A 25406-nucleotide genomic window follows, 5' to 3' on the forward strand; every position below is an offset into this window, starting at 1 on the left:
CATGATGACTGAATTGAGTTGAAGTGATAGCTTGATAGATATGAATGTCAACGAAACGGAATTTTAATCATGTTTAAGCAACTTGCCGAAGCGCAGCTCGATCCCATCCTATCGCTTTCTATTGCTTATCGCGACGATCCCCGAGAGGAAAAGGTTGATCTTGGAATTGGTGTTTACCGCAATAGCCAGGGTGAAACTCCCATTATGCAAGCGGTACAGTTAGCGCAGCAGCAAGTACAAGCTAGCCAGAAAACAAAAGCCTATGTTGGTCTTGCCGGAAACGAGCAGTTTAATCAATTGATGATGGATCTTTTGTTAACCGGGACATCAGCCAAGCCAAGAGCTGCTGCGGTACAAACGCCAGGTGCTAGCGGGGCATTACGGATGCTGGGTGACTTGATCCACCTTGCAGAGCCTGACACCACCGTATGGATTTCCAACCCTAGCTATGTCAATCACAAGCCTGTGATGGAAGCGGCCGGGCTAAAAGTCCGTTACTATCCATACTTTGATACGGCGACAAAGCAGGTTAATAGCGAGGCCATGCTACAGGCGTTAGCGAAGGCGGGCCCGAAAGATGTGGTTTTATTGCATGGCTGCTGCCATAACCCAACCGGTGCTGATATTTCATTTGCCGATTGGCAGGCTATTACCGCGTTAGCTAACAAAAATGGTTTTATGCCTTTTGTTGATATTGCCTATCAAGGTTTTGGTGATGGCCTTGAGCAAGACGCCGCTGGTTTGCAGTTTATGGCTGACAACATCGAAGAAATGGTCATTGCTACTTCTTGCTCTAAGAATTTCGGGTTGTATCGTGAACGTACCGGAGCGGCAATCTTGGTCGGGGAAACTCTGCAGGAGGCACAAAAAGCCAAGGGGCGAATCCTCAACCTTGCGCGATCTACCTATACCATGCCGCCAGATCATGGGGCTTCGTTGGTTGCGACTATCCTGCAAGATGACGCTCTGACCCAAATATGGAAGCAAGAGCTCAATGAAATGCAGCAACGTTTGCTGACGCTGCGTGCTGGCTTGGTGAGTGAGGTGCAGGCGTTGGGCTCAAATCAATTCGACTTTATTCAGCAACACAAAGGGATGTTTTCGGTGACGGGGCTTTCACCAGAGCAGGTTGGTCAATTGCGAGATGATTATGCAATCTATGCAGTAGGCGATGGCCGTATCAATATCGCTGGCTTGCAAGAGCAGCATCTAGGTTACTTGGCACAAGCTCTACTGGCCGTTTCCAATTAAGTGCTGTAATACCCCAACAAAAAATGGCCAGCTAAAAAAACTGGCCATTTCTGTCTGGGATCGATTTAAAATATGGCTATCGTACTGATTATGCGGCTAGGGTATGTCGCTGGATAAATTCAATTGAGTGGTGGTTGAACTCGTCCGGGCGCTCTACGTTGCAGACGTGGCCGCAGTCTTCAAATTCAGTGAGATAACTGTGCTTATGTTTGTTGACCATCTCTTTAACAGGCTTGATGAACATGTAGTCATTGCCACCCATTAAATAAAGTGTCGGAATTGGTAGCTCTTTTTCTTTGAAGTACTTCATTATCGGATTGACGTCGGCAGCGAGTTTGAACCAGCGTTTAAACTCATTCTGGCAGAGCTTCTTGGCATCATTGACAAACATCAGCCGTGATTCTTTCTGTGTTTTTTGCGGCATCACAATGTAAGCAAATAACTTGTACAACCACATGTAAGGTATGAAGTGTTTGCACATATTTCCCGCGGTGACTAATAACTGTGAACGCGTGTTTAGGCGTGTTACCGCGCCGCCGAGCACCATAGTTTTTACCCTTTCTGGTGCGAGCTCGGCCAAGTTACGAATAATAATTGTACCCAGAGAAATGCCGACGAAATGCGCCGATTGAATTTTGAGGTGATTTAAAACCTGCACGATGTCTGTGGTGACAGACTTGAATGTGTAAGGGTTTTTTATCATGTCCTGGAACATATTGTTGGATCGACCATGGCCTCTGAGATCGAGAAGGAGCAGGTTGAAGTGCTGCTTATAGGCCTTTATCTGCTTGAACCAGATAGAAGAGCTGCCGCCCGCACCATGAACAAATACAACCCAATCTTTGCTGGTTGGGTGACGGTAAGTTTTATGAAACAACAAAGTATCTGACATGTATCGACTCATCTTGATTTTCTGCGGGCAGTATAGCACGGTGCACCCTGAGACTTAGCTCCGATGTGTGACGCTTTGTAAAGTTGAGACTCAGGGAAAGGTTAACTTATGGAGAGTGAGGTTAATGATAAATATCTAACCTTTATTGTTGTGACTAATGTCACGAATTTATACTGTTTTTGATGGGCTATTATACGACAAATAGTCAAAAGCGGCATAACCCAAGAGCTATGCCGGATTGTGCGGTGTTCTGTGGCCTTATAGCAGCTGAATACGATCCACTTCAATTTCTGGCGTATTGCCACCTTCGTATTCGCCATACAGGCGGAGTCTGGTTGTGGCATTAATGGCGGCAGGCATATTGATATCATCATCGATTTCAACTTGGATCTCTTTGGTTCCATCGCTGAAAATAAACGTGTCGGCGTTGATTTGTTTGATCAGGTGCCCTTCGACAATTGTCTCTTTTTCCGTAAACATGCTGGTATCACTTAGCAGATCAGCTACGCTAACTGTTTCTACGGGGCCAGAATAGTTCAATGTCATTTCATTTTTGTTGTGTTCGCTAGCAAGTGCTGCGGTTGGCAGAATGATAGCGGCAGTGGCAATAGCAAAAACAGTATTCTTAATCATGATTCGGTCTCCTTGTGTTGATGGTTCTATTAAACACAAGTTGATCTGAATTAATGATGAGTTGCTTATTCAGAAATGGTTCATATTGGCTATTTGCTTTAATTTGCCAGTGGGTAGGTAAAGAACAAAAGGTGTACCAAGTTAAAGGCAAAATGGATCAAGACAGCGTACAGCAGTCTTCCGGTCCAATGGTAGGTAAAGCCATAGAGCAGACCGGCAAGTGTCGCGATGGCAATGAACCAAACACCGCCAGAAAAGTGAGCAAAACCGAACAGTAAGCTCGCAATACCGATCCCGACGCTAGGGCTAAAGCGTCGGGCCAAGCTGTGCTGAATATAACCACGAAACAAGGCCTCTTCGGCGACGCAAGTAAATAACAAGTTATTGAGAATAAACAGCCAAATCCAATCAGGTACCGATTTTTCAGGATGAACGATCCCGGTATCCCATGCAATCAGAGGCAAGGCTAAAAACAGTACCGCAAGGCTCACTATTTGTGGGCGGGTTATTGACCCATCATGCTTGAGCATCGTCGGGGAAAGCAAAAGCAACCCGAATACGATCAATGGCTTGTCCAAATTTAAATACATGGTAAATGGAATGCTGCCGGAACCTGTGACCGCTTTTTCGACGACCAGCAGGTTATCGAAGCCTGGTATGAGGTGCAGAGCGAGAAAGAGCGCCCATGTGATAACGAATATGTGGCACAGAACCTTGTATCCGCTTTTCTGGCGATGGCTTAGTTTGGCGACAGCGAGGCCTAGTACAACGATAGTGAGCGCGAGCGGAGAGATACGGGAAAAATATAGTGCTGTTAAGGCTGTAATGCTCAGCATCGCAGGCCAAACCTGTGGCCTAACGAAAAGACTAAGTACAGTGCCAGCAAGTGCAAGCCAAACAAGACCGTCGGGCCATAGGTTATTGAGATGAAACATAGTATTGTAAGCTGAAATGAGCGTTATAATAAAATGCTATGGTAACTAAAAAAATCAGATTTTTCATTGCGATAATGACATATTACATCTGGATTTGGGTGAGCATGGACAAGCATTAGGTGGGGGAGTGTCATTGCTCTCTTGCTTGAGAATGAATACAAGGTTGATGAATGACAATTGAGTTGGTATTGGGTGGGGCTCGTTCGGGGAAAAGCCGATATGCTGAGTCTACAGCCCAAGCGAGTGGCAAGCCGGTTATCTATGTCGCAACGGCGACCGCAGGAGATGCGGAAATGGCTGAGCGTATTGAGCGTCACAGGCAAGACCGTCCCCACCAATGGAGAGTGGTTGAAGAGCCGGTGGGGTTGCCAAAGACCATCGCTGAGCACTCTGTTCCGGGGAGCTGCTTGCTTGTTGACTGCTTGACGTTGTGGCTGACTAACTGCCTGTTCAATCAAGATTACGACGTTGTTTGGCAGCAACAAAAGGACGAACTTCTTGCCGCTCTAAGTCGTGCTAAAGGAGATATTATCCTTGTTAGCAATGAAGTCGGGCAGGGCATAGTGCCGATGGGAGAGATGTCCCGGCGCTTCGTTGATGAAAGCGGATGGTTACATCAGGCAATAGCCAAACAGGCGGACAGGGTGACATTTGTGACAGCTGGCATTCCGCAGCATTTAAAGGGGGCGTAAATGGCTCGATGTATGAAAACAAGGGTTGATATCTTGCGCCATGGCTTACCGGAGGGGCACGGCTGCTTGCGTGGACACACTGATTTCCCAATTACTCCGGCAGGCCTGGAGCAAATGCGAAGTGCTGTAAAAGGGCTGGATGATATTGAGCAAGTGATCACTTCCCCTCTGCAGCGATGCTGTGACTTTGCCAATTTGTTCGCACAGCAGTTTACTTTACCTTGCCAGCAATTCAGCCACTGGAAAGAGATGGACTTCGGTGAATGGGATGGTCAAAGTCAGGATAGCCTCTGGCAGCAGCACGGTACCATCTTGGAGAAATACTGGCAAAACCCCTGGTTATCGACCCCGCATGGTGGGGAAGACTTGAAAGCATTCGATATACGCATTCAACATGCATGGGAACATTTGCTTGCTAACTTTTCTGGGCAAAATATCTTGCTAGTTACCCATGCAGGGGTGATGAAACAGCTGATGCGGATTTTATTGGAGATGCCTAGAAGCACGAGTTATCTTCATCGTATCGATTTACCTTACGCCGCCCGTTACCGTGTTACGGTAATGACAGATGAAAATGGCGTCCACTGGCCGCAAATCCAGTGGCCAGTCACACAGCAGTATTAAGCGAGAAGAAATGCAATCAACAACCAAGGCCCTGATGGTACAAGGCACAACTTCTGATGCAGGAAAAAGTGTTTTGGCTGCAGGCTTGTGCCGGGTATTGGCGCGAAAAAATATCAAAGTTGCCCCTTTCAAATCACAAAACATGGCCCTCAATAGTGCGGTAACTAAAGATGGCGGCGAGATAGGGCGAGCACAGGCCGTCCAGGCTCAGGCGAGTATGATCGAGCCTACGGTACATATGAATCCGGTTTTGCTTAAACCAAATACCGATATCGGTGCTCAGGTTATCGTACAGGGTAAGGCTCTGGCTGATATGGATGCGGTGGGATACCACAACTACAAAAAAGTTGTCTTGGGCCCCATTATGGAGTCCTTCAATATCCTACAGCAGGAATACCAGACGGTTATTATCGAAGGAGCTGGCAGCCCTGCCGAGATTAATTTACGCGAAAATGATGTTGCCAATATGGGGTTTGCCGAAGAGGCTGATGTTCCGGTGATCATCGTTGCCGATATTGACCGTGGTGGGGTATTTGCTCACTTGTACGGTACATTGGCCTTGTTATCGGACAGCGAACAAGCACGGGTGAAAGGCTTTGTGATTAACCGTTTCCGCGGCGATATCAAACTGCTTGAATCTGGCTTGGATTGGCTGGAGCAGAAAACCGGCAAGCCGGTATTGGGCGTACTGCCCTATTTGCATGGTTTGATGCTGGAGGCTGAAGATGCTATCGATGTTCAGCAGGTAGATGCCGACGGCGATCAGTTGAGAGTTTCGGTGCCGGTATTAACACGAGTGAGCAACCATACTGATTTTGACCCATTGCGTATGCATCCACAGGTAAATCTGCAATTTATCGGTAAAGGGCAGCAAATTCCGCCATCTGATCTTATCATTATTCCAGGGACTAAAAGTGTTCGCAGTGATTTGGACTACCTTAAGGAACAAGGGTGGGACCAACAAATCGCCCGCCACCTTCGCTTAGGCGGCAAGGTGATGGGGATATGTGGTGGCTATCAGATGCTTGGTGAATCTATTGCAGATCTTGATGGCATTGAAGGTGAGCCCGGAACCAGCCGAGGCTTGGGGTATCTACCGATCGAAACAGTCTTAGCACCTAACAAGCAGCTAAAGCAAGTTAGAGGCAGCCTGACGATGCCAGGGCAGGACAGTGTTCCTGTCAGGGGGTACGAGATCCATGCCGGTGTGACTAATGGCATAGATCATGAGGCGCCGATTCATCTAGCCGATGGCTTTGATGGCAAATTGGGTATCGATAATCAAGTGTTTGGCACTTACTTGCACGGGATCTTTGAGCATAAAGCAGCCTGTGATGCCATTTTAAAATGGGCGGGCCTAGCTGCAACGTGCACACCGGATTTTGATTTGATCCGCGAGCAAGGTATAGACCGAGTTGCTGACATGCTTGAAGCGCATATGGATTTTGACAAGCTATGGCCGGAGTGGTCAGAACAATTGGGTAGGAAGGGGAGCTAGTGTTCCCTTTCGTTAACCAATGGGCCTAGTGCTAAAGTACCGCTAGGCCCTCAGAAGAGGGATGAATATGATTTTAGATGTGTCACCGAGTATTAAAACTCAACGTCTTTACACCAGGCCATGGGATGAAGACGATCTTGCTGGTTTATACCGGATAATGTCCAATCAATCAGTTCATACCTTTACGGAAGAAGAGCCTTGGTCTGAAGAAAAGGCACGGCATGAGTTGAAGAAATACCATGTTGAGTCCTCAATGCCAGATGGGCGCCGTGGCTATTTTAACTGCCCGCTGATCCTATCTGGTTGCGATACCTTGATTGGCCGAGTGGGGTTGCATCCCTATGGCGACAACGATTCAACCGCTGAGATTGAATGGGTGATCTGCGAAGATCATTGGCATCAAGGGTACGCTACAGAGATTGGCCGGGCGATCCTCGAATATGGTTTTCGAGAGGCAGGCTTTCATAGCATTATTGGCTTTACCTGTATTCGCAACATGTCGGCGCGCCAGGTAATGAAAAAAATAGGGATGGAACATATAGGAGACAGGGAGCTTCACAACAGGAAGCTCAGTGTGTTTCAAATCAAGAGGGAGCCATAAACCGGCTCCCTTCATGTTCACCTGTACCCCAATCTTTAGAAGTATCGCGATGAAGCTATCTTGTTTGATGATGTTTTTGGGTATGTTTTTCAAGTTTGCCAAATAGCACAGACAGGCTGAAACATAGGACAAGGTAGCCCGCCCCCACCAATAACCAAATTTCGAAAATCAATCCTGACGAGTTAGCTATCTCACTACCGACAAAGGTTAATTCCTGAACAGAAATCAGCGAGATAATGGATGAATCTTTGACCAAGGAAATGAACTGGCCAGCGAGAGGGGGGACGATCCCGCTCAAGGCCTGAGGGAAGATGACAAACCTGAACCGGTCTAACCGTGTTAAGCCCAAGGAGTCAGCGGCCTCCCATTGCCCTTTGGCAATGGCGTCTATGCCTGAGCGGACGATTTCGGCAATATAGGCGGCGGCAATCAGCCCAACACACAGCACCCCAGAGAATAGGTTCTCCCAAAGCTTGGCTGGTCCGAATAAGAAAGACTGCCAGTAGCCGATATCGCTTGGGGTGTCTCTTAATATACTTTCCAGTCCCAAAACCGGAATTAGTTGGCTGGAAATGAAAAAATAAAAGATAAATACGAAGACTAGAGGCGGGATATTCCTGACCAGTTGGATATAGGCCTGGGCTGGGAACCTAAAGACAAACCAGCTGGACCGGCGCGCGAGGCCAAGCAGCAAGCCAAGACTGCCAGCAAACAGCATCCCCCACAAACTGAGGCGCAAAGTGGCAATGAGCCCCTGAAAAAAATAGGGCAGTTCGCCATTTCTGCCTGGCGTCATGATAAGGGTAAACGCCTTGTGCCAATTCCACTGGTAGTGCACCCCGGCAGACGAGCGGTACCAAAGCCAGCCGATAGCCGCAGCGATCAGCAGCATTAACAGCCCATCGAGCTTGCCCAGTTTACATGCTACCGGACTTTTTTTGCCCGGCATGGCTTGTATGTGTGAATGTTGCAATGGCTATTGTCCTTTTGCGATCTGGTTTTCCCAGTCAAGAGTGGTGAACCAGTAGTCATGGCGCTCTTTCAGCCAACCATCCTCGGTGCGGAGCAAAATCCAGTTGTTGAAGAAATTAAGCAAATCAAATTCGCCATGGCGGATTGCAAAAGCCTCCGAACCACGGCTCAGGCGCTCATCAAATGGAATATACAGCTTGTCCTTGTACTGGATGGCCATGTGTTCAGGCTTGGGTGACGATGCCAAGGCCGCGTGCGCATTGCCGTTGAGGACTTCCTGGAAGGCTTGGGCTTCGTCATCGAATTGGCGCAATTTTGCTTTGGGGAAATACTTCTTCGCGGTTTGCACGGTATAGGCACCACGGCGTACGGCAAGGGTGACGCTGCGTTTGTTGTAGTCCTCGAAACTGGATTTATCTGCCGCAAGCTCCTTGTGTGCGGCCAGTTGAACACCGGAGTGGGCGTATGGGCTGGTAAATAAGACACTCATATTACGCTCGGGGGTAATCGACATACCGCCGATAATCACATCGAACTTACCAGCAAGCAGAGCCGGAATGATGCCGTCCCAAGCGGTCGGGATAAATTCGATTTTCAGCCCTGCGTCTTTAGCCAGCTGCCGTGCCACATCGACCTCGAAGCCAACCAGCTCCCCTTGTTTATCCCTCATTGCCCACGGGACAAATGTCGAGAGTCCCACACGCAATGTACCGCGCTCCTTGACTTCGACCAGTGCGCTTTTTTCAGCCGCAGTCGATACGGAGGCCATTGTTAAGGCCATAACAGCAATCAATGCTGAGAGTAATCGTTTCATGCTTCCTTTCTCCTTGTGCGGATTAAACACATACTTTGAATTAATGAGAGGGGGTGTCGAGCCGGTATGCTAACCAAGCCGCCAGGCCAGAGAGCGTGAGGGTGACGACAAGATAGATGCCGGCAACAGTAAACCAGACTTCAAATGGCATCGCGGTATCAGCGACGATATTTCGTCCTTCTGTTGTTAAATCGAAAATAGCCATGACGCTGACAATCGAAGAGTTTTTGACAAGAGAAACAGCTTCATTGGTCAGCGGGGGTAAAATACGCTTGATGACTTGGGGTAAGATGACAAAGCGATAGCTATCTAGAGCACAGAGTCCGAGGCTATTGCTGGCTTCGAATTGTCCCCGATCAACACTGGTTAACCCTGCGCGGAAAATTTCTGCCGTATATGCCCCCTGGAAAAGCGATAGCGCAAGCACCGCGGTTGTGAATCGCTCGAGCCCGAGTACGGGGCCGAAAACGAAATACAGTAGGTATATTTGCACCAGTAATGGCGTATTGCGGATCAGCTCGACGTATCCCCAGGAGACGCCACGGCCAATTACCGAACCAGACACGCGAAGCAGTGCGGTCACCAATCCAATGGCTAGGGTCAACAACAAACTGACAGCCGAAATCTGCAGGGTGACCCTCAGCCCTTCAAGCAACTCGGCGGGAAACCATTCTCCGTCTTCGAAGAACCAGAGGTATTGAGGAATCCGGTACCACTGCCAGCGGTAGTTCATTGCCTCGGCACCGGTATCGAGTAACCAAAGCAAGAAGACAGCGACTAAAATGACTTGCAATAAACCGGTGAAAAAAGGTTTGGAAATACGCCCGATGGCTTTTAGCCTGCATGAAGGGCCAGCGATATTATGAACCATAGTTTATCCCTTAATAGCTAAGGATCTGCTCCAAGAACATTTGTGTTCTTGGATGCTGTGGCGCATCAAACAATTGTGCTGGAGGGGCGACCTCGACGATTTCGCCTTCGTCCATAAAGACCACGCGATCAGCCACTTTTCTGGCAAACCCCATTTCATGAGTGACACAAATCATAGTCATGCCTTCTCTGGCGAGCTCAGTCATTACATCCAGTACTTCTCGGATCATCTCTGGGTCGAGCGCGGAGGTCGGCTCGTCAAACAGCAGGATATCGGGTTTCATACACAGCGAGCGGGCAATAGCGACCCGTTGCTGTTGGCCGCCAGATAACTGCGAAGGGTATTTATCTGCCTGGTGAGCGATATGGACACGTTCCAGGTATTCCATCGCCATTTGTTCAGCATCGGACTTGCTCAGTTTTCGTGTCCGCCGAGGGGCTAACGTAAGGTTATCCAGTACGGTCATGTGGGGAAATAAATTGAAATGCTGGAAAACCATGCCAACTTGGCCTCGAATGCGCTTTAAATGCTGTGCATCAAGTGGCTTGCCGGCCACGCTAAGTTGTCCGCCATCGAATTGTTCGAGACCGTTGATGCACCTGATCAGGGTGGATTTGCCCGAGCCTGACGGGCCGCATATCACCAGTTTTTCGCCGCGAGGAATGTTTAGATTTATGTTCTTAAGTGCCTGGAAATCTCCGTACCACTTATTGATGTTCTGAAACGAAATTACGGTTTCTTCGGTCATCCAGACCTCTCCCAAACCAAGCTTTGTATAGCACCATGTTATTGCTTTGTAATAGAGAATTCAAAGACATGAGTCGAATATGGGCCGATATCCGTGAAATAATGGTGAAATATCACTGGTTATGCATATGGTTGATTAATTTGTCGCCAATTTGAAAAAAAATCACCAAAATTACCAATTAGCGTTTGCACTGCTCATAAAAGACGGATAAGTTAAAGTCAATTGGATTTGAAATATACTGTCAATCAAGTCTGTAATTTTTTGTTTACAGCAGGCAGGTGCGTTAAATTAGGAAGTAACAATGTATAAAACCGATGATGTTCGCATTCGCGAAATTAAAGAACTTCTCCCCCCGGTCGCTGTACTGGAGCGTTTCCCTGCAACTGAAAATGCGTCTGAAACGGTATATCAAGCTCGTCAGTCAATTCACAATATCTTAAACGATGAGGACGATCGACTGTTGGTTATTGTTGGCCCATGTTCGATTCACGATACCAAGGCGGCATTTGAATACGGCCAGAAGCTAAAGGCGCTGCGTGAAGAGCTAAAAGGTGAACTTGAGGTGGTTATGCGGGTTTACTTCGAAAAGCCGCGTACCACTGTGGGTTGGAAAGGACTTATCAACGACCCATACATGGACAACAGCTTCCAGCTCAACGATGGTCTCCGTATGGGGCGAAAGCTGTTGCTTGATCTAACCGATATGGGCGTACCGACAGCGGGTGAGTTCCTAGATATGATCACGCCGCAGTACATGGGAGATCTGATCAGTTGGGGGGCTATCGGTGCCCGTACCACAGAATCTCAGGTACATCGTGAGTTGGCATCGGGCCTTTCTTGTCCTGTAGGCTTCAAAAACGGCACAGACGGTAACATTAAAATTGCCACCGATGCGATAGGTTCATCGAGCTCGCCGCACCACTTCCTATCTGTGACCAAATACGGCCACTCAGCGATTGTCTCAACGGCGGGTAATGAGGACTGCCACATTATTTTACGTGGCGGCAAAGAGCCTAACTACAGCAAGGAGCATGTGAAGGCGATTACCGATCAGCTTGAAAGTGCTGGCCTGCGCCAGAAGGTGATGATTGACTTCAGCCATGCCAATAGCCTCAAGCAGTATCAGCGTCAGTTGTTGGTTTCCGAAGAAGTTGGCAGCCAGATCGCAGAAGGTAATAAAGCTATTTTCGGGGTAATGATTGAAAGCCACCTTGTTGAAGGGCGCCAGGATATCGTTGAAGGTCAAGAGCCGACTTATGGTCAGAGTATTACTGATGCCTGTATTGGTTTTGATGATACTGAGAAAGTTCTTCGCCAACTTGCAGAAGATGTGAAAAAGCGCCGCGATAAATAATAAGTAAACATTAATAAAAAAGCCTGATTTATATCAGGCTTTTTTATTTAGTTTATCTAAGTTGATAAGTAAAGAAAGTAAATGTCTCATGTTTGAGATAATTTCTGTTATAGCGATGTTGAATGTCCAATATTCTATATGAGTGGTATCAGTTACTTTGACTTTACTGGCTGGATTTAAATACTAATTTTAATAAGTTTGTAAAATTCGTTCGAATTGTTGCTTGTAATTATATGTGTGATGAAAATAACTTACTTTTTCGGTGGGTATTCTTTAAACATTTCATTTATTTGAGTGTTAATGAATGTACGCCGTGATGAAGGTGTCATATTTTCGGTAAGCTTACGTTGTGAAGTAGAACGCCAGACGACAATATTTGATTGGTTGTCGATAAGCTCTACAACGATTTTTCCATATTGATATTCTTGAATATGGACAGGTGAGGAATAGGCAACACCAAAATTGCGACGGCCGTAGCCTAAACCCACAGAGGTGCCATAAGATTTGAAATCACTTTGTTCAATGATTGAATGTCTAACTAGTAAGTCACCGTTTTCATTAACGGCGGTAAGGCCTTTGGTGTGGAGCTGGATTGCTATAGCCTCCTCAACCCTTTTGCCGTCTAATGTTGTTGCCTGTGTTGTAGAGAAGGCGGCGAACTCGTAAGTTCTGTAATTGGAATAATCAACTGCCGTACTGTAATCCGTAACGACATCTTTAGTGCAGGCAGAGATTAGAGCAACTATCAGAAATATTAAAGGCTTAGCCATAAAATCACCTATAAAAATATAGCTGGTCTAGGCGGGTATTATTAATTTATTTTCCGCTGATGATAATGCCATCGTTGAATTCAACAGACAAAGGGGCAATGTTTCTTAGTTTTTCTTGAAGATGGATATTATGTGGAAATTGACAGTAAATTTCATATTCCTTGTGTAATCCATTGTCTAGAAATGCATCCAAAACTTCTGTTGTATCCGCAATTAATAATCTTGAATCAGGCTCTAAGTACATATCCTACTCACATCATACTTTGAATTGATTGATTTAATCATAGCTTAAGCAAGTGTAATTGCTTATATAAGTTAATGCTATTAATTTGCTGGGTATAGACTTGGAATACAAATGAGATAGAGTTAAACGGAAATACTCACTATGCTTAATAAAGCAGAGAATAAGACGTAAATTACTGACTATTAAGCTTCAATATTGTTGTTTGGTTCAATTATGTAGTGTCATGTCTTAATCCATAGGTAAGGTGAATACATGGGCAAATTTTTTGTGGTACTGCTTGGTTGTAGTCTGGTACAAGCTTGTGGAAGCCAGCATTATGCCAAACCCACAATTGATGATAGCAAAGACATTGCTAGCCTTTCTGCGCAGTACGTTAACGCAACAAGAGGGGGAGGGTGGGATTTTACCTCACTGTTACCTGGCAAGGTGTATCATCCCCGTGACGGCTATATTCATTACAAGCGCTTGTGGTGCTTAGATGAGGGGAAGGGGTCGATAGAGGAATTCCAGCGCTTTATGGCCGATATCTGTACCAGCAAAGGTGGCAAGATGGATGCCGAGTGGTGTATTTCCAGCACCCACAGTTATCCCGTGTTCAGAGCTTCGATAGAACCCACGGGAACGACCTGTTCCGGCGGAAATATAGCGGCAAGTGTTGATACCATTGAGCCAATATCTTCCTCTACGGCCTCTGAGTGGCGACTCTATGCCGAAAAAAAAGGTTTTGTGCCGCCACAAAGATGAATTTCCAATGCGGTGCTTTGTTGAAATTGTGTTAATGTCTATGGTGTAACTGGACTGACCACATAAAGGAGTGCTTATGTCATGGACACGATTGCTGGTTGAAGAGAAGGACGGTGTCGTCACTGTTGTACTCAATAGGCCTGATAAGTGCAACGCTTTGGATATGCCTTTGTTCCGTGAATTGGATAAAGTTAGCCGTGATCTTCGCAAGCGAAAGGACGTTCGTGCAGTTATTGTTCGTGGGGCGGGTGGCAATTTCAGCAGCGGCCTTGATATCAAAAGTGTGGTGACATCACGGTCGAATGCTATATCGCTGCTAGCGAAATGGTTACCAGGCAATGCCAATATGGCCCAGCGAGTATCGCGCAACTGGCGCAAGCTTCCTTGTCCGGTGATAGCCGTCATCGAAGGCAAGTGCTGGGGCGGGGGAATACAAATCGTTCTGGGGGCTGATTTTCGAATTGCAGCACCGGATGCTGAGCTGTCGATAATGGAAATACGCTGGGGCCTAATGCCGGATATGGCGGGTTTGATGTCATTGCGTGAAGTAGTACCAAAAGATGTGGCTATGCGCTTGACGATGACAGGCGAAATCCTTGAAGCTAAACAAGCTAATGCGCTGAATTTAGTCACTGAAGTGGTGCCACAGCCGATGCTACGCGCCCAAGCGTTGTGCCAATCCATTATTAATGGCTCTCCGGATGCGATTGCAGCGGTCAAATTGACGACCAACCGTTGCTGGCATAGCTCTGAGCGCCGTCTGCTAGCCAGTGAGACGTTGAATCAGATTAGGCTCCTTTTCGGTAAGAATTTTCTTATCGCGGGCAAGAGACAGCGGCAAAAGGTTGATATTGATTACAAACCGAGACAGTCTTTTTGGTAGATGGCCGCCAATGATGGATGATTAGATAAGGCTGCTTATATTTGATGGTTACAGGCGATGAAGCTGGCTGAGAAAGACAAAGATTCATTTAAATTCATTGCGGCAGTTGTGGTCGTCATTACGGTTGTCCATGTCTTCAATATCCTTACGGCCGGCTATCTGTCTGATTTTGGCCTGTTACCACGTCACTTCACTGGTTTTACCGGTATCATTGCCTATCCCTTCCTCCATGGCTCATGGGGGCACCTGATCAGTAATATCTTTTCTTTTTCTGTCTTGGCTTTTCTGCTAACCCGCACCGGGTTAGCCCGGCTGATAGCTATATTTATGATTAGCTGGTTGGGGAGTGGTCTTGGAGTCTGGTTATTTGGCCGGATGCACTACCATATCGGATTGAGTGGCATAATTTATGGCTTGTGGGCCTATTTACTGATGTATGCCATCATGTATCGCAGCGTTAAATCTATTGCGATTGCCATCCTGGTCATGTTTTTCTATGGCTCAATGGTATGGGGTTTTTTACCGACCCGAGAGTGGATTAGCTACGAGAGCCACTTGTTTGGCGCAATTTCCGGTGGGTTTGCTGGCTTTTTTTATGCCCGTCGTGATAAGCAGAGGTACGAGAGATGCTAGTGACTTTTAAGTGTAAAGTGCATGGTAACGTTGTCATGTTCGGTGATGTAGCCAAACAAATGCTCCGGTTTATGGGGCACTGCGAAAATATTCCGGGAGCACTCGATCCCCAAGACATCGATGATGCGTTATGCCGGCTAACCAGCGAAATAAACAAGCTACACCAACTGGAGTTGAAGGCTGCGGATGAAGACGCTGGCGATGTTGACGATGTGGCAGAGTTAGATATGGAGCCAGTGATCAGCCTCCATACTCGTGCTACACCGCTCATTGAAATGCTACAAGCCGCTAAAAAAGCTGACTGCCATGTGATGTGGCAGGAAGGGTGCTGAGGAGCAGGGGTTACTCCACGATATGAAGCGGCGCGAATGGGTCATCTTCCGGATCATTGATCCATAGGTACTCGAGGGCAATCGCAAGCTTTCTAGCCGTTTCTTCATTGAGATATTCTGCAATGATTGCGATGAACATATCTAAACAGGCGGTATTGCCGGATGAGGTGAAAATTCGCTTGTCTTGTGTCCAGCGCGCGACAGGTCTCCAGTTAACCTGTTTGCCAAATTGCGTTACCCAATTGAAATGCTGTTTGTTGGTTGTTGCCGTGTGATTTTCAAGCAGCCCCGCTTGCGCCAACAGTGCGGCGCCCAAACACGATGAACATACTAAGGTATCGTGTCTACATTGTTTTGCTAGCCAACTGACCACCGGCTCACTGCCCGTCACTGTTTCTATGCCACTGCCGCCCGGCACATAGAGTATGTCATAAGCCATTAATGCTTGATAACTCAGGTCTGCATTTAGCACGACTTGTTGCTGGCTGGCCACCGACTCCCCGTTTTCAGAAATGAGCAGGATCTCGAACTTTCCAGGTAATGAGTGAAAAAGAGAAATTGCTGCTGATACCTGGAGCAAATCGAAGCCTTCAAATAACAAGATGGCTAACGTATATCTTGATGGTACGGCTGGTTGCTGATGTTCTGACATAAGATCATAGATATCTGTAGGTGCCTCATGTAAGCGTAGCTTCGCGAGTTGCGAGAAGAGTTCGCAAGATTGCGTTTACTGCAATTTCATGAGGCGTATAAAAGTCTCAATGTAGGTAACCTGGTGGTTCAGCCCAGTAGTGGCGCATCAAAGCTTTCAGGTTCATCAGTGTAAATACACACGTTCCAGTCTTCGGCAGCCCCGCTTTTGGCTTCGCAATGAGTAGCAAAGAAAGCTTGGATCTCCTTTCTTTGGCAATGGGCTTCGAAAGCCGATATATCTGACCAGATCTCATTGAAAGCAATGGGCATGGAACTCCCCTCGGCAAAAGCACTCTTGAGCTGCCTGGTGACAATATATTGTAGGCAGCCATCCTCCCGCAGGGTGTTGGGCTCTAGTGCCTGAAGGGCGGTAAACAACTCCTGCTCGCGACCGGCTTTAGGCTTGAATTGGGCAATACAATAGACCTTTTTAGACATATGATTTCCTTATCTTTGAACGGTATAAAAGTAAGCTATACAGAAGTGTATGGTAAATAAGCTAAATTGAGTAGTTGGATGGCGTATATTGTCGATTAAAAAATAAAGCCCTCTTTATTAGAGGGCTTAATTTATGGGCCTGATTTCGGACAATCACTGAGACAGGGACACGTCAGGTGCGATCAACCAAGCCGTAGTCAGAGCATGCTTCGTCAGATATGATTCAGCGCTTTGGCAATGATGATATTTCGTTCGATCGCTACGGCCTGATGCGCGGTGACGTCACCCTCAAGCAATTGCTCCTGCGTCTTGATATAGGCAGTTGCATCTTGTTGAGAAGCAAAGACAAGTCCTTTGACATTAATGGCCGCAATGTTGGTGTAACGGCCATCTTCGCTAGTCGGCACAGAAATCTTGCCTTCGTTAACCAGTGTTTTGACAACTTCGCGTTCTTTATCATAGCCTTCGAGGCCTGATAGAGCCCAGCGCTGCATTGCTTTGCCTTCGTACTTGCCCTGTTTCACGTCGGCCAGGTAACGGATGGTGAGGTTTCGGATGGTACCTGCTTCCTCGCCGTATTCGGCTTCAGTATCGAACAATACCGGGAATGATTTGCCTTCCAATACACCGCCGGCTTTTGTCAGGTGGCCCATGCGGTAACTGTTCATGCCCAATCTGATCGGCGTTGTGTCGGTGACTGCAGTTCCGTCAGCAAAATGAAGATCCTTGATGCGCTGTCCTTGCGGCTGGGTGAGATCGATGGTGTAGGTCACACCGGCAAAAAAGTCATTGGTCGAATACTTCGATGCACGACGCTCTGGGTTGAAGCTGTAGGTGACATCACCTGGAGTCACACTGTTGAAGTAACCGGCTGACCACTCCATGTAGGTTTTCAGATCTTCACCTGTCATTTCGTAAACAGTGATTTCTCCACCTGCATACTGGTAGTTGTAAGCGATATCCTTGGCTTTGATTTGGCCTACATTGAGCTCGGCATAGTCGTTATCAATCTGTAGGGCAATGACGTTGGCCTTTGGCGCGAAGTACATACTGGCTTCCTGGAACAGGGTGCTGATACCCGTGTCTTGGATATGTACCTGTGGGATCCCTCTGATCTCGTTTCGTGGTACCAGATCGACACCGGTGAGTTCAGCTACTACACGATTTGCCTGTTCACGAAGTCTGTTGTGGTAAGGAGAGTACAGCTCGTCCATTTTTTTATCGGAATCGATGCCATTGATCTTGTAGGTAAAGCTGTCTTTGTTGACCAAGGTGTATTGGCCATTTCTTTCTTCAAACTGGAGGTCGATGCGAGAGAGGGCACGGCCGTATTTATCTGGCTCGGTGACAATCACGCCATTTACCACAGCCTTGTCGATACGGGTATGCATATGGCCAGCGACAATGGCATCGAGCTCTGGGTTGTCGTTGGCGATATCAGTGACACCTGTTGCCGCGATGTTGTTTTCGTTATCAAGCCCCATATGGGCAACAAGGACAATGGCATCGACTTTGTCATCAATCTGCTTGATGATTTTTTTTACCTCAAGCGATGGGTTAGTAAAAGTCATGCCTTCCAGGCGGTTTGTGCCTTCGGCGAAAACCTGTGTCATTGGCGTGTCCATGCCGATGACACCAATCTTGATCCCTTGTCTTTCGATGATGGTGTAGGCCGGAAGGAACGGGTTGCCATCTGCCCGCTGGATGTTACCGGCCAAAGAGGTTCCCTGAAACTGTGTCAGCGAGCGGTTGAGTACCTTGAGGCCAAAGTCGAACTCATGGTTACCCAGTACCCATACGTCGTAGTTCATTTCATTGAAACCGAGCATCATAGGGTCAACTGGCTCATCTTTAAAGGTTTCAACAAAGTTACCTTGGATCGTATCCCCCGCATCGACCAAGATGACGTTGTCAGTATGGTCGCGGACCTCTCTAACTTTGGTGGCGATTTGGCTCAAGCTACCTCGGGTATTGGCTTTATCACTGGCGTAATCCCATGCCATGAAATGCCCGTGAATATCGGATGTCCCGAGAATTGTGACATCAACAAGGTCGCCATCTGCGGCAAAGCCCTGGCCGCTCAATGCAAAAAGAATGGTTGAGGCTAAAAGGTGTTTTTTCATATTAACTTATGATTTTTATGAATAAAGTGGCGTAATACTAAAGGTTAAACGTGTTTGGTTTTGCAGTATTGATCACTTTATTGCTTGTTGGGTGTATTTATTTGCATGACATTGTGAGAAGGCGCTTACATTCTGTCGCGAGGTTGAGCGGAATGGGTAACTTTAGAGCATTAAGTTCGACACTCTCTTTATGGTGGCTATTTCAGGATTCATTGGCGTATACGGACGGTGACCATCACGATGGCGTGATCCGTACTGTGGCTGTCTATATCGTAGCTAGGGCTGATCAGGTGGCGGTCGTAAAGATGGTAATCGTATACCTCGGCCAGGCTCTCATTGAAACTGGGGTCAAATTCTCCGCTCAACAAGATGTAATCGAGCACCATGCCTATAGCACCGTAATAATAGGTGTATGGGCTAGGGTGTTTTACCGCAACCGGCATAGAGATCTTGGCAAGGTCGTCTACCGACTCATTGGTCTCCCAGTCGCGCGCTTCTCGGTGACAAAGGCTGGCTTGAAACAATGACCAGCTATGCTGAAGGCGGTAACGCTGTGAGATAGCATCGGAAAAAGCCCCATTTTTATGCCGCCCACCATCTGCCAGCAAGTGATGCAATCCGCTGGTCTCTAATTCATCATTGAAGTCACCCATTAAAATAACCGGATACTCCGATTCCATTTTGCGTAACCAGATAGAATTAAGCAGGTGAGCAGCCTCTGCGACCCGTTGTTGGGTGGAAGCCCATTGGCCAAGAACTTGTGAGCGAAAGTCGTCAATGGCTGGATCAGAAATGGGAAGATTTGGGGTATTTGACAAGGAAAACCCTTCGCTGGCAATGGGTCTTTTAGATTTGAAGTGGACGACATAACAGTCGCAGGGGCCTACCTGCGGCAGCTGGACAGTGGCTCTGAGCGGTTTTCGGCTAAATGCAAAGCTGCTACTTAGCCCTAGTGGGGCGTTGAGCGTGGGTTCAGGCGAAACAGCCGCTACATCATGGATAGGAAAGCGAGATGCTATGGCAACAACAGGGCTGTCATAGATGTAGTCATCAAGGACGTTTGGATTATCGACAGTACTGAAGAAGGGGTACCCGGCCTGCTGGGTTAGCGCCTTTAATGACTCAACAGAGAAAACCTCCTGAAAACCGATGATATCCGGCTGCTGCTCAGCCAGATAGGCCTGGATCCATGCTTGTTTCTTGTCCCATTGCGCCTTTGAATAGATGTTTTCGAAGTCGTAGAAGGCATCGGGCGGAGCAAGGTAGTTACATAAGTTGAAGGTGGCTATTTTGATGATGTTCTGGCTGTCATGGGCATTGACTGAATACGGCAAGTTGCTATCTACCTGTGCTGTTGTCCTGTAAATAGAATAGGGCTAAACATGCAAAAACAAAACGTAATTTGCCGTTTAGCCCTGTTACTTACACGATCAGCGAAGCTATGCGTTCAGGGCTTGTTCTAAATCTTCGAGAATATCGTCGATGTGTTCGATGCCGACGGAGAGGCGGATCATCTCGGGACTGACACCGGCTTGAGCCTGTTCGCTTTCACTCAGTTGCCTGTGGGTTGTGGAGGCGGGGTGGCAGGCGAGCGACTTTGCATCACCGATATTGACCAATCGCTTGAAGATCTTCAGTGCGTCATAGAAGCGCACCCCGGCGTCATAACCGTCTTTTAGCCCGAACGATAGAATTGCCGACGGCTTTCCTTTCATATATTTTTCGGCAAGTGGGTAGTAGGGAGAGTCGGATAACCCGGCGTAGCTGACCCAGCTCACCTTATCGTGCTGTTTTAGGTATTGCGCGACTTTCAGCGCGTTTTCGGTATGGCGCTCCATGCGAAGCGGCAGGGTTTCCAGCCCTTGCAGCAGCATGAATGCATTCATTGGTGATAAGGCTGAGCCGGTATTGCGCAATGGTACGGTGCGGGCTCGGCCAATGAAGGCGGCATCGCCAAATGCTTCGGTGTAGACGACACCATGATACGACGCTTCTGGTTGGTTTAATACCGGAAAGCGGTCTTTGAATTTGGCCCAAGGGAATTTACCCGAATCAATGATCATCCCACCAAGGGTCGTGCCATGACCACCGACATATTTGGTCAGTGAGTGAACCACGATATCGGCACCGAACTCGATGGGTTTGCACAGGGCTGGGGTAGCCACTGTGTTGTCGACGATCACCGGTACTCCCTGCTGGTGGGCAAGCTCTGCAATTTTTTCTAAATCGACAATATTGCCCGCCGGGTTACCGATACTCTCGCAGTAGACAGCTTTGGTATTTTCATCGATCAGTGCAGCCAGACTTTCAGGCTTATCATCAGGAGCAAAGCGTACCTCAATTCCTTGCTTGGGTAACATATGGGCGAACAGGGTGTAGGTACCGCCGTATAGTTGCGGGGTGGAAATAATGTTATCGCCAGCCTCAGCTAGGGTCTGGACGGCATAGTTGATTGCCGCGCTTCCTGCGCTGACGGCAAGCCCGGCAATACCGCCTTCCAATGCGGCCATGCGTTTTTCCAGTACATCATTGGTTGGGTTCATTATTCGGGTATAGATGTTGCCCGGAACTTCCAAATTAAAGAGATCAGCGCCATGCTGGGCATCATCAAACTCATAGGCAACAGTTTGGTAAATAGGGGTAGCGACTGCTTTGGTTGTGGGGCAGGTTTCGTAACCACTGTGAATCGATAGTGTTTCGTCTTTCATACGGTAAATCCTGTTTCTTCCTTGATTAACGGCGTAGAAAAAATTATGGCAAATGTTTAAGCGCTTTACTGCGAGCACGAACATTAAAAGAGAAAAAGTTGCTGAAAATCACAGTATAAAAAGAGTTTTATCGAGAGGGACAAATGTCCTATTTCTTCGTTTGGAAGTTACCTAACATCCGCACGCAAACGATACATAACGTTGGTGGTAGCAGATGAATACACAAACCTGGAGCCCTTCGGGCTGTCATGTTATGGCGAAGCCGACAGGCTCAAAATGCAATATTGATTGTTCTTATTGCTTCTACTTAGAAAAAGAAAAACTGTACCCCGAACGCGGACAAGATTGGATGATGGGAGACGAAACACTGTCAGCCTATATCTTGCAGCACATTGAGGCGCAAAGTGGTAACGAAGTGGTTTTTGCCTGGCAGGGCGGAGAGCCAACGCTACGAGGACTGGCTTTTTTTGAACAGGCTGTACGGTTGCAGCATGAGTATGCCAGGGGCAAGAAAGTCATCAACACCTTTCAAACCAATGGTATTTTAATCGACGAAAAGTGGTGTGCTTTTTTTAATCAACATAACTTTTTGATTGGTATCTCGATCGATGGGCCTGCTGAGCTACATGATATTTACCGTCGTACCCGTTCAGGAAAAGCGACTCATCACAAAGTCGAGACGGCGATATTACTACTCAAGCAGTACAAGGTTGAATTTAATACCTTAACCGTCGTTAGCCGGGCCAATGTTGATCATGCCCTCTCGGTTTATCGCTACCTCAAAGGACTTGGTAGCAGCCACATGCAATTTATCCCTCTGGTCGAAAGAAAAGCCAGCAAAGCTACCGCTAGTGGGCTCACCTTGATCAACCCTGAGAGCAAAATCGCCGGGCAGCTCTGCGACTGGTCCGTCGATGCTAAGGCTTATGGCCAGTTTATGAGCCAGATATTCCACCACTGGGTGAGGCATGATATTGGTCAGGTCTTTGTCCAGCTGTTTGAAAATACCTTTGCCCTGGTATGTGGCCAGCCTGCGCAAATCTGTGTGTTTGCACCACAGTGCGGCAGTGCGTTTGCCCTAGAGGCAAACGGCGACCTGTATAGCTGTGATCACTATGTGTATCCCGAGTATAAGTTGGGCAATATCCACGAATCCACTATCGCAGAAATGAACCGTAGCGATGCGAACCGGCGGTTCGGGGCCGCAAAATCAGACTCGCTCTGTGAAGACTGCCGCCGCTGCGAATGCCGCCCACTTTGCCACGGTGGATGCCCAAAACATCGTTTTGCCATCTCTGCGTCCGGTAAGCCGGATCTCAATTATCTTTGTCCAGGATACAAAGCGTTTTTTCACTATGCATCACCATATCTGGCGATGATGAAAAAGCTCTACCTGCACAACTATCCACCTGCAGCAATTATGCAAATCATCCAAAAGAAAGAATCTCAACAGCAGTAAATGGAGTACGTGTCATGTTTAAACTAAGCGCCATTGCCAAAGGGTGCGCATTGGCGGCATTGTCATGCTCGCCGCTTGTACAAGCCGCAGAAAGCGCAAGTACCGCTGATCAGCCGAATATCATCGTCATTATGGCTGATGACCTAGGGCAGTGGGCAACCAGCTTTCGCAACCAGGACATCATTGAAACACCTAATTTAGATTATCTCGCTGAAAATGGTGTTCGGTTCGAAAACGGAATGACGCCAGCCCCGGTCAGTTCAGCGGCCCGTGCATCGTTTCATACCGGTAAAATGCCTTCGCAGCATGGGGTGTATGATTTTTTGGCCGAAGACCCAAAATTCGATGCTGATTGGCTAGAGGGAGAGAAACTGCTGTCGGAACGCTTGCAAGACGAAGGTTACCGCACGGCCTTGATTGGTAAGTGGCATGCCACGACTGACAGCAAGGATCCGATTCGCGGTTTTGACCGTTGGCTAAGCTATGATGCCCTGCAGGCGGGATGGAAAAACCAGTACCTCCATTCAGGTACCGTCTTGTTCTCCAGTGATGGCGAGAACATGGAGTATACGGGTATTCAAGCACAATTTCTGACTGACGAAACGCTGAAATTTATCGATCAGCAAAGCACGCAACCTTTCTTTGTCAGCCTCAATTACGTAGAGCCGCATTTCCCATTTGAAGGGCTCCCCGAGCGCCTGGTTACGAAATACCGTGGTATCGCACACAAGGTGGTGGCTTTTGGTGGCAACTCGGTGCTCGAGCACATGAGTGACTATACGTTAGTGCCGGATAATCACGAAGAAACCTTGGCCCAATACCTTGCTGCGGTGACCCTGCTCGATGATCAGCTAGGTAAGCTGATCGATGGCCTTGAAGGACGTGACCTGCTTGACAATACCGTCATCGCGTTTGTCTCTGATCACGGTCTGTTGATGGGGCAGTATGGGTTATACGGCAAAGTGAATGCGTCATTCCCTTACAACTATTACGAAGAGACCGTTCGCATACCGTTTGTGGTGTCCGGTCCTGAAAAGTATGTAAGACAAAAGCAGGTGCGTGGTGAGTTCGTTGACTTGATCGATCTGCACGCAACCGTACTGGACTTGGCGGCGGGTGATAAGCAGTACGATACAAGCTACGGTCCGGGTAAGACCCTGTTACCGATGCTGAAAGGAGAGCGGGTTCGCAACTGGCGCGAGTACCAGTTTGCTGAGCGTGGCAACTCGAGAATGATTTCGAACGGGCACTGGAAGCTGGTACGTTACTACCCGAACCCGGAAGTCAACAAGCAGCCCGAGGACCATTGGTATAATTTGAGCAGCCCGATGGGGGAGCGTTACTTATCCGAGCCACCACGCGAAGAGCTGCGCGTGAAGATGATTGCCGATCTCGACGCCTTCTTCGAGCAATACTCAAGCGATGAATATAACGGTTTGAAGATGTGGGAGCAGGCCTATCCAAACTTCACGACCGAGGACCTGCTCAAGCATGAGCGCTGGAATTAAGTTTTTGGTTGTCTGCTAACCAGTAGCTGGTCGTGGATCGGCCAGCTACTTATCAATTTCCTTCTCCATAATTTCTTCTAGCAGCCCCCGCTCGCTGACGCGGACAAAATTCCTGCCTACTTCTATCGCTCCATCGACCTGCAGTTGTTTGATAATTCTGTTGTATACACGGATGCTGGTCCCCAATCGCTCAGATTCAAGGGTTTTGTTGATAAATAACTTTTCCCCCGGCTGCTGTTCGTCAAACGCGAGCAATTCGTCAATCACGCAATATTTGATCGTATGCAGCATATTTCGCGTCATCTTTTCGACAGATAGATACCATTTCGAGGTAATGTGCTTGAATACAAATTTGGCGAGCTCCGGTGTGTGGTAAATCAGCTGTGTTAACTGTTTCGCATCAAAGAGGTATCCACGGCATTTGCTGCTGGCGCATACCGTATAAAAGCAGGGCTTTTCAGAGAAGAGCTCCATTAGTCCAAGAAAGCCATTGTATTGGTAGGTACCAAGCTGGAAACGGCGGCCGTGCACGGTTTGGCGGTGCAAAACGATGCCACCCTCCAAGATGAACAACACTTGCTCTACTTGCTGTCCTTGGGTGAGTAGGGTGTGGCCTTTCTCGAAGTGGACAGGCTTAATGGCTAGGCTGTCTTGGTGTCTATCGAGGTAGTCAATCAAAGATTTGGTATCGTAAATATCTTCGGAGGTAACGAGCATAGTTATCAGGTTTTGTGAGTAGTGTGGCCATATCCTGCTTGGCAGCCAGGGGATATCAATAACATAATTGAATGTTAGAAAAGTATACTGTAAATCAATCATTTTTTAGTGCTGATTTTTGTCCTTTTTCCAGAAGGCAACGATTGTTCTGAGTTTGTTGGTTGTGTTCATTTCATATTGATTTGCAGGACAATATAGCGTTGTATTGATAGGTCACTCAGACATCAGGAAGTATTGTTAGTCGAGTATCTTCTATCAAGTAAACAGGC

General features: G+C 47.6%; 27 protein-coding genes. 12 read left to right on the forward strand and 15 right to left on the reverse strand.

All coding sequences use genetic code 11. The features are described 5' to 3' along the window. The first annotated feature begins 69 nt into the window (after window positions 1-69). Window positions 70-1251, forward strand: coding sequence for an amino acid aminotransferase (locus C9J03_RS06975; RefSeq protein ID WP_044621193.1), 1182 nt, complete (start codon window positions 70-72; stop codon window positions 1249-1251). 88 nt (window positions 1252-1339) lie between these two features. Here the strand turns inward: C9J03_RS06975 and C9J03_RS06980 are convergent, their stop codons facing one another. The 3 genes from C9J03_RS06980 to C9J03_RS06990 all read right to left on the reverse strand — a co-directional run bounded on the left by C9J03_RS06980 (window position 1340) and on the right by C9J03_RS06990 (window position 3612). Then, window positions 1340-2143: an alpha/beta fold hydrolase gene (locus C9J03_RS06980; protein ID WP_044621192.1), complete on the reverse strand. Its 804-nt coding sequence runs from the start codon at window positions 2141-2143 to the stop codon at window positions 1340-1342. A 258-nt stretch (window positions 2144-2401) separates the two neighbouring features. After that, window positions 2402-2773, reverse strand: coding sequence for a YgiW/YdeI family stress tolerance OB fold protein (locus C9J03_RS06985; protein ID WP_044621920.1), 372 nt, complete (start codon window positions 2771-2773; stop codon window positions 2402-2404). Between the two features lie 101 nt (window positions 2774-2874). Next, window positions 2875-3612, reverse strand: a complete 738-nt coding sequence (locus C9J03_RS06990) for a CPBP family intramembrane glutamic endopeptidase (RefSeq protein ID WP_231580583.1) — start codon at window positions 3610-3612, stop codon at window positions 2875-2877. A gap of 269 nt (window positions 3613-3881) precedes the next feature. Here C9J03_RS06990 and cobU point away from each other — a divergent pair, with 269 nt between their 5' ends. The 4 genes from cobU (at window position 3882) to C9J03_RS07010 (ending at window position 7126) form a co-directional block, all read left to right on the forward strand. Then, on the forward strand, window positions 3882-4403 hold the full coding sequence (cobU, locus tag C9J03_RS06995; RefSeq protein ID WP_044621190.1) for a bifunctional adenosylcobinamide kinase/adenosylcobinamide-phosphate guanylyltransferase: 522 nt from the start codon (window positions 3882-3884) through the stop codon (window positions 4401-4403). Between the two features lie 12 nt (window positions 4404-4415). After that, entirely contained in the window at window positions 4416-5027 is a 612-nt protein-coding gene (locus C9J03_RS07000) for a histidine phosphatase family protein (RefSeq protein WP_231580582.1), read from the forward strand. A gap of 10 nt (window positions 5028-5037) precedes the next feature. Beyond that, window positions 5038-6525, forward strand: coding sequence for a cobyric acid synthase (locus C9J03_RS07005; protein WP_044621188.1), 1488 nt, complete (start codon window positions 5038-5040; stop codon window positions 6523-6525). A gap of 61 nt (window positions 6526-6586) precedes the next feature. Continuing rightward, window positions 6587-7126 carry a GNAT family N-acetyltransferase gene (locus C9J03_RS07010; RefSeq protein WP_082060480.1) on the forward strand — a complete coding sequence of 180 codons (540 nt, stop codon included), beginning with the start codon at window positions 6587-6589 and terminating at the stop codon, window positions 7124-7126. A gap of 55 nt (window positions 7127-7181) precedes the next feature. Here C9J03_RS07010 and C9J03_RS07015 read toward each other — a convergent pair whose 3' ends face one another. Genes C9J03_RS07015 through C9J03_RS07030 form a run of 4 tightly spaced genes read right to left on the reverse strand, consistent with a single transcriptional unit; the run spans window position 7182 to window position 10531 of the window. Then, a complete protein-coding gene (locus C9J03_RS07015; protein ID WP_044621187.1) occupies window positions 7182-8075 on the reverse strand; it encodes an amino acid ABC transporter permease in 894 nt (297 codons plus the stop codon). A 27-nt stretch (window positions 8076-8102) separates the two neighbouring features. Next, entirely contained in the window at window positions 8103-8912 is an 810-nt protein-coding gene (locus C9J03_RS07020; RefSeq protein ID WP_044621186.1) for a transporter substrate-binding domain-containing protein, read from the reverse strand. 40 nt (window positions 8913-8952) lie between these two features. Then, window positions 8953-9783, reverse strand: a complete 831-nt coding sequence (locus tag C9J03_RS07025) for an amino acid ABC transporter permease (RefSeq protein ID WP_044621185.1) — start codon at window positions 9781-9783, stop codon at window positions 8953-8955. Window positions 9784-9793: 10 nt separating this feature from the next. Then, window positions 9794-10531 carry an amino acid ABC transporter ATP-binding protein gene (locus tag C9J03_RS07030; RefSeq protein WP_039460951.1) on the reverse strand — a complete coding sequence of 246 codons (738 nt, stop codon included), beginning with the start codon at window positions 10529-10531 and terminating at the stop codon, window positions 9794-9796. A 301-nt stretch (window positions 10532-10832) separates the two neighbouring features. On the opposite strand from C9J03_RS07030, the gene aroG reads away from it, so the two are divergent. Beyond that, a complete protein-coding gene (gene aroG, locus C9J03_RS07035) occupies window positions 10833-11885 on the forward strand; it encodes a 3-deoxy-7-phosphoheptulonate synthase AroG (protein WP_044621184.1) in 1053 nt (350 codons plus the stop codon). A gap of 251 nt (window positions 11886-12136) precedes the next feature. On the opposite strand, the gene C9J03_RS07040 is transcribed toward aroG, so the two are convergent. Both C9J03_RS07040 and C9J03_RS07045 read right to left on the reverse strand, forming a co-directional pair. Next, window positions 12137-12655 (reverse strand): DUF4136 domain-containing protein, encoded by a 519-nt coding sequence (locus tag C9J03_RS07040; protein ID WP_044621183.1) that lies wholly within the window; start codon window positions 12653-12655, stop codon window positions 12137-12139. Window positions 12656-12701: 46 nt separating this feature from the next. Then, window positions 12702-12899, reverse strand: coding sequence for a hypothetical protein (locus C9J03_RS07045; RefSeq protein WP_082060479.1), 198 nt, complete (start codon window positions 12897-12899; stop codon window positions 12702-12704). Between the two features lie 252 nt (window positions 12900-13151). On the opposite strand from C9J03_RS07045, the gene C9J03_RS07050 reads away from it, so the two are divergent. From C9J03_RS07050 to C9J03_RS07065, 4 genes are all read left to right on the forward strand, one after another. Next, the gene (locus C9J03_RS07050; RefSeq protein ID WP_044621182.1) at window positions 13152-13643 is read left to right on the forward strand and encodes a hypothetical protein; all 492 of its coding nucleotides are present in this window, start codon (window positions 13152-13154) and stop codon (window positions 13641-13643) included. Window positions 13644-13719: 76 nt separating this feature from the next. Further along, window positions 13720-14526, forward strand: coding sequence for a crotonase/enoyl-CoA hydratase family protein (locus C9J03_RS07055; protein ID WP_044621181.1), 807 nt, complete (start codon window positions 13720-13722; stop codon window positions 14524-14526). Window positions 14527-14583: 57 nt separating this feature from the next. Then, on the forward strand, window positions 14584-15159 hold the full coding sequence (locus C9J03_RS07060; RefSeq protein ID WP_044621180.1) for a rhomboid family intramembrane serine protease: 576 nt from the start codon (window positions 14584-14586) through the stop codon (window positions 15157-15159). Next, window positions 15153-15491 carry a DUF1840 domain-containing protein gene (locus C9J03_RS07065; protein WP_044621179.1) on the forward strand — a complete coding sequence of 113 codons (339 nt, stop codon included), beginning with the start codon at window positions 15153-15155 and terminating at the stop codon, window positions 15489-15491. The genes C9J03_RS07060 and C9J03_RS07065 overlap by 7 nt, the downstream gene beginning before the upstream one ends. A 10-nt stretch (window positions 15492-15501) precedes the next feature. On the opposite strand, the gene C9J03_RS07070 is transcribed toward C9J03_RS07065, so the two are convergent. The 5 genes from C9J03_RS07070 to C9J03_RS07090 form a co-directional block, all read right to left on the reverse strand. Further along, window positions 15502-16143, reverse strand: a complete 642-nt coding sequence (locus C9J03_RS07070) for a DJ-1/PfpI family protein (protein ID WP_044621178.1) — start codon at window positions 16141-16143, stop codon at window positions 15502-15504. Between the two features lie 128 nt (window positions 16144-16271). Further along, entirely contained in the window at window positions 16272-16622 is a 351-nt protein-coding gene (locus C9J03_RS07075) for a putative quinol monooxygenase (protein WP_044621177.1), read from the reverse strand. Between the two features lie 212 nt (window positions 16623-16834). Further along, the gene (locus tag C9J03_RS07080; protein WP_044621176.1) at window positions 16835-18745 is read right to left on the reverse strand and encodes a bifunctional metallophosphatase/5'-nucleotidase; all 1911 of its coding nucleotides are present in this window, start codon (window positions 18743-18745) and stop codon (window positions 16835-16837) included. Window positions 18746-18954: 209 nt separating this feature from the next. Next, entirely contained in the window at window positions 18955-20079 is a 1125-nt protein-coding gene (locus tag C9J03_RS07085; protein ID WP_044621175.1) for an endonuclease/exonuclease/phosphatase family protein, read from the reverse strand. A gap of 105 nt (window positions 20080-20184) precedes the next feature. Then, complete coding sequence (locus tag C9J03_RS07090) at window positions 20185-21453, reverse strand: O-acetylhomoserine aminocarboxypropyltransferase/cysteine synthase family protein (RefSeq protein ID WP_044621174.1); 1269 nt, start codon at window positions 21451-21453, stop codon at window positions 20185-20187. A gap of 214 nt (window positions 21454-21667) precedes the next feature. Between C9J03_RS07090 and C9J03_RS07095 the strand changes: the two genes are divergently transcribed. Both C9J03_RS07095 and C9J03_RS07100 read left to right on the forward strand, forming a co-directional pair. Then, on the forward strand, window positions 21668-22912 hold the full coding sequence (locus tag C9J03_RS07095) for an anaerobic sulfatase maturase (protein WP_044621173.1): 1245 nt from the start codon (window positions 21668-21670) through the stop codon (window positions 22910-22912). 14 nt (window positions 22913-22926) lie between these two features. After that, entirely contained in the window at window positions 22927-24420 is a 1494-nt protein-coding gene (locus C9J03_RS07100) for a sulfatase family protein (protein WP_044621172.1), read from the forward strand. Window positions 24421-24465: 45 nt separating this feature from the next. Here C9J03_RS07100 and C9J03_RS07105 read toward each other — a convergent pair whose 3' ends face one another. Beyond that, window positions 24466-25137 (reverse strand): Crp/Fnr family transcriptional regulator, encoded by a 672-nt coding sequence (locus tag C9J03_RS07105; RefSeq protein ID WP_044621171.1) that lies wholly within the window; start codon window positions 25135-25137, stop codon window positions 24466-24468. Window positions 25138-25406 lie beyond the last annotated feature (269 nt).

This window comes from Photobacterium gaetbulicola (assembly GCF_003025515.1).
GTDB lineage: Bacteria > Pseudomonadota > Gammaproteobacteria > Enterobacterales > Vibrionaceae > Photobacterium > Photobacterium gaetbulicola.

What these genes read in the sequence shown, in the direction of transcription:
- C9J03_RS06975 (WP_044621193.1), top strand. Translation starts at nt 70, where the DNA reads ATGTTTAAGCAACTTGCCGAAGCGCAGCTCGATCCCATCCTATCGCTT.
- C9J03_RS06980 (WP_044621192.1), bottom strand. Translation starts at nt 2,143, where the DNA reads ATGTCAGATACTTTGTTGTTTCATAAAACTTACCGTCACCCAACCAGC.
- C9J03_RS06990 (WP_231580583.1), bottom strand. Translation starts at nt 3,612, where the DNA reads ATGCTGAGCATTACAGCCTTAACAGCACTATATTTTTCCCGTATCTCT.
- cobU (WP_044621190.1), top strand. Translation starts at nt 3,882, where the DNA reads ATGACAATTGAGTTGGTATTGGGTGGGGCTCGTTCGGGGAAAAGCCGA.
- C9J03_RS07000 (WP_231580582.1), top strand. Translation starts at nt 4,416, where the DNA reads ATGAAAACAAGGGTTGATATCTTGCGCCATGGCTTACCGGAGGGGCAC.
- C9J03_RS07005 (WP_044621188.1), top strand. Translation starts at nt 5,038, where the DNA reads ATGCAATCAACAACCAAGGCCCTGATGGTACAAGGCACAACTTCTGAT.
- C9J03_RS07010 (WP_082060480.1), top strand. Translation starts at nt 6,587, where the DNA reads ATGAATATGATTTTAGATGTGTCACCGAGTATTAAAACTCAACGTCTT.
- C9J03_RS07015 (WP_044621187.1), bottom strand. Translation starts at nt 8,075, where the DNA reads ATGCCGGGCAAAAAAAGTCCGGTAGCATGTAAACTGGGCAAGCTCGAT.
- C9J03_RS07020 (WP_044621186.1), bottom strand. Translation starts at nt 8,912, where the DNA reads ATGAAACGATTACTCTCAGCATTGATTGCTGTTATGGCCTTAACAATG.
- C9J03_RS07025 (WP_044621185.1), bottom strand. Translation starts at nt 9,783, where the DNA reads ATGGTTCATAATATCGCTGGCCCTTCATGCAGGCTAAAAGCCATCGGG.
- C9J03_RS07030 (WP_039460951.1), bottom strand. Translation starts at nt 10,531, where the DNA reads ATGACCGAAGAAACCGTAATTTCGTTTCAGAACATCAATAAGTGGTAC.
- aroG (WP_044621184.1), top strand. Translation starts at nt 10,833, where the DNA reads ATGTATAAAACCGATGATGTTCGCATTCGCGAAATTAAAGAACTTCTC.
- C9J03_RS07040 (WP_044621183.1), bottom strand. Translation starts at nt 12,655, where the DNA reads ATGGCTAAGCCTTTAATATTTCTGATAGTTGCTCTAATCTCTGCCTGC.
- C9J03_RS07045 (WP_082060479.1), bottom strand. Translation starts at nt 12,899, where the DNA reads ATGTACTTAGAGCCTGATTCAAGATTATTAATTGCGGATACAACAGAA.
- C9J03_RS07050 (WP_044621182.1), top strand. Translation starts at nt 13,152, where the DNA reads ATGGGCAAATTTTTTGTGGTACTGCTTGGTTGTAGTCTGGTACAAGCT.
- C9J03_RS07055 (WP_044621181.1), top strand. Translation starts at nt 13,720, where the DNA reads ATGTCATGGACACGATTGCTGGTTGAAGAGAAGGACGGTGTCGTCACT.
- C9J03_RS07060 (WP_044621180.1), top strand. Translation starts at nt 14,584, where the DNA reads ATGAAGCTGGCTGAGAAAGACAAAGATTCATTTAAATTCATTGCGGCA.
- C9J03_RS07065 (WP_044621179.1), top strand. Translation starts at nt 15,153, where the DNA reads ATGCTAGTGACTTTTAAGTGTAAAGTGCATGGTAACGTTGTCATGTTC.
- C9J03_RS07070 (WP_044621178.1), bottom strand. Translation starts at nt 16,143, where the DNA reads ATGTCAGAACATCAGCAACCAGCCGTACCATCAAGATATACGTTAGCC.
- C9J03_RS07075 (WP_044621177.1), bottom strand. Translation starts at nt 16,622, where the DNA reads ATGTCTAAAAAGGTCTATTGTATTGCCCAATTCAAGCCTAAAGCCGGT.
- C9J03_RS07080 (WP_044621176.1), bottom strand. Translation starts at nt 18,745, where the DNA reads ATGAAAAAACACCTTTTAGCCTCAACCATTCTTTTTGCATTGAGCGGC.
- C9J03_RS07090 (WP_044621174.1), bottom strand. Translation starts at nt 21,453, where the DNA reads ATGAAAGACGAAACACTATCGATTCACAGTGGTTACGAAACCTGCCCC.
- C9J03_RS07095 (WP_044621173.1), top strand. Translation starts at nt 21,668, where the DNA reads ATGAATACACAAACCTGGAGCCCTTCGGGCTGTCATGTTATGGCGAAG.
- C9J03_RS07100 (WP_044621172.1), top strand. Translation starts at nt 22,927, where the DNA reads ATGTTTAAACTAAGCGCCATTGCCAAAGGGTGCGCATTGGCGGCATTG.
- C9J03_RS07105 (WP_044621171.1), bottom strand. Translation starts at nt 25,137, where the DNA reads ATGCTCGTTACCTCCGAAGATATTTACGATACCAAATCTTTGATTGAC.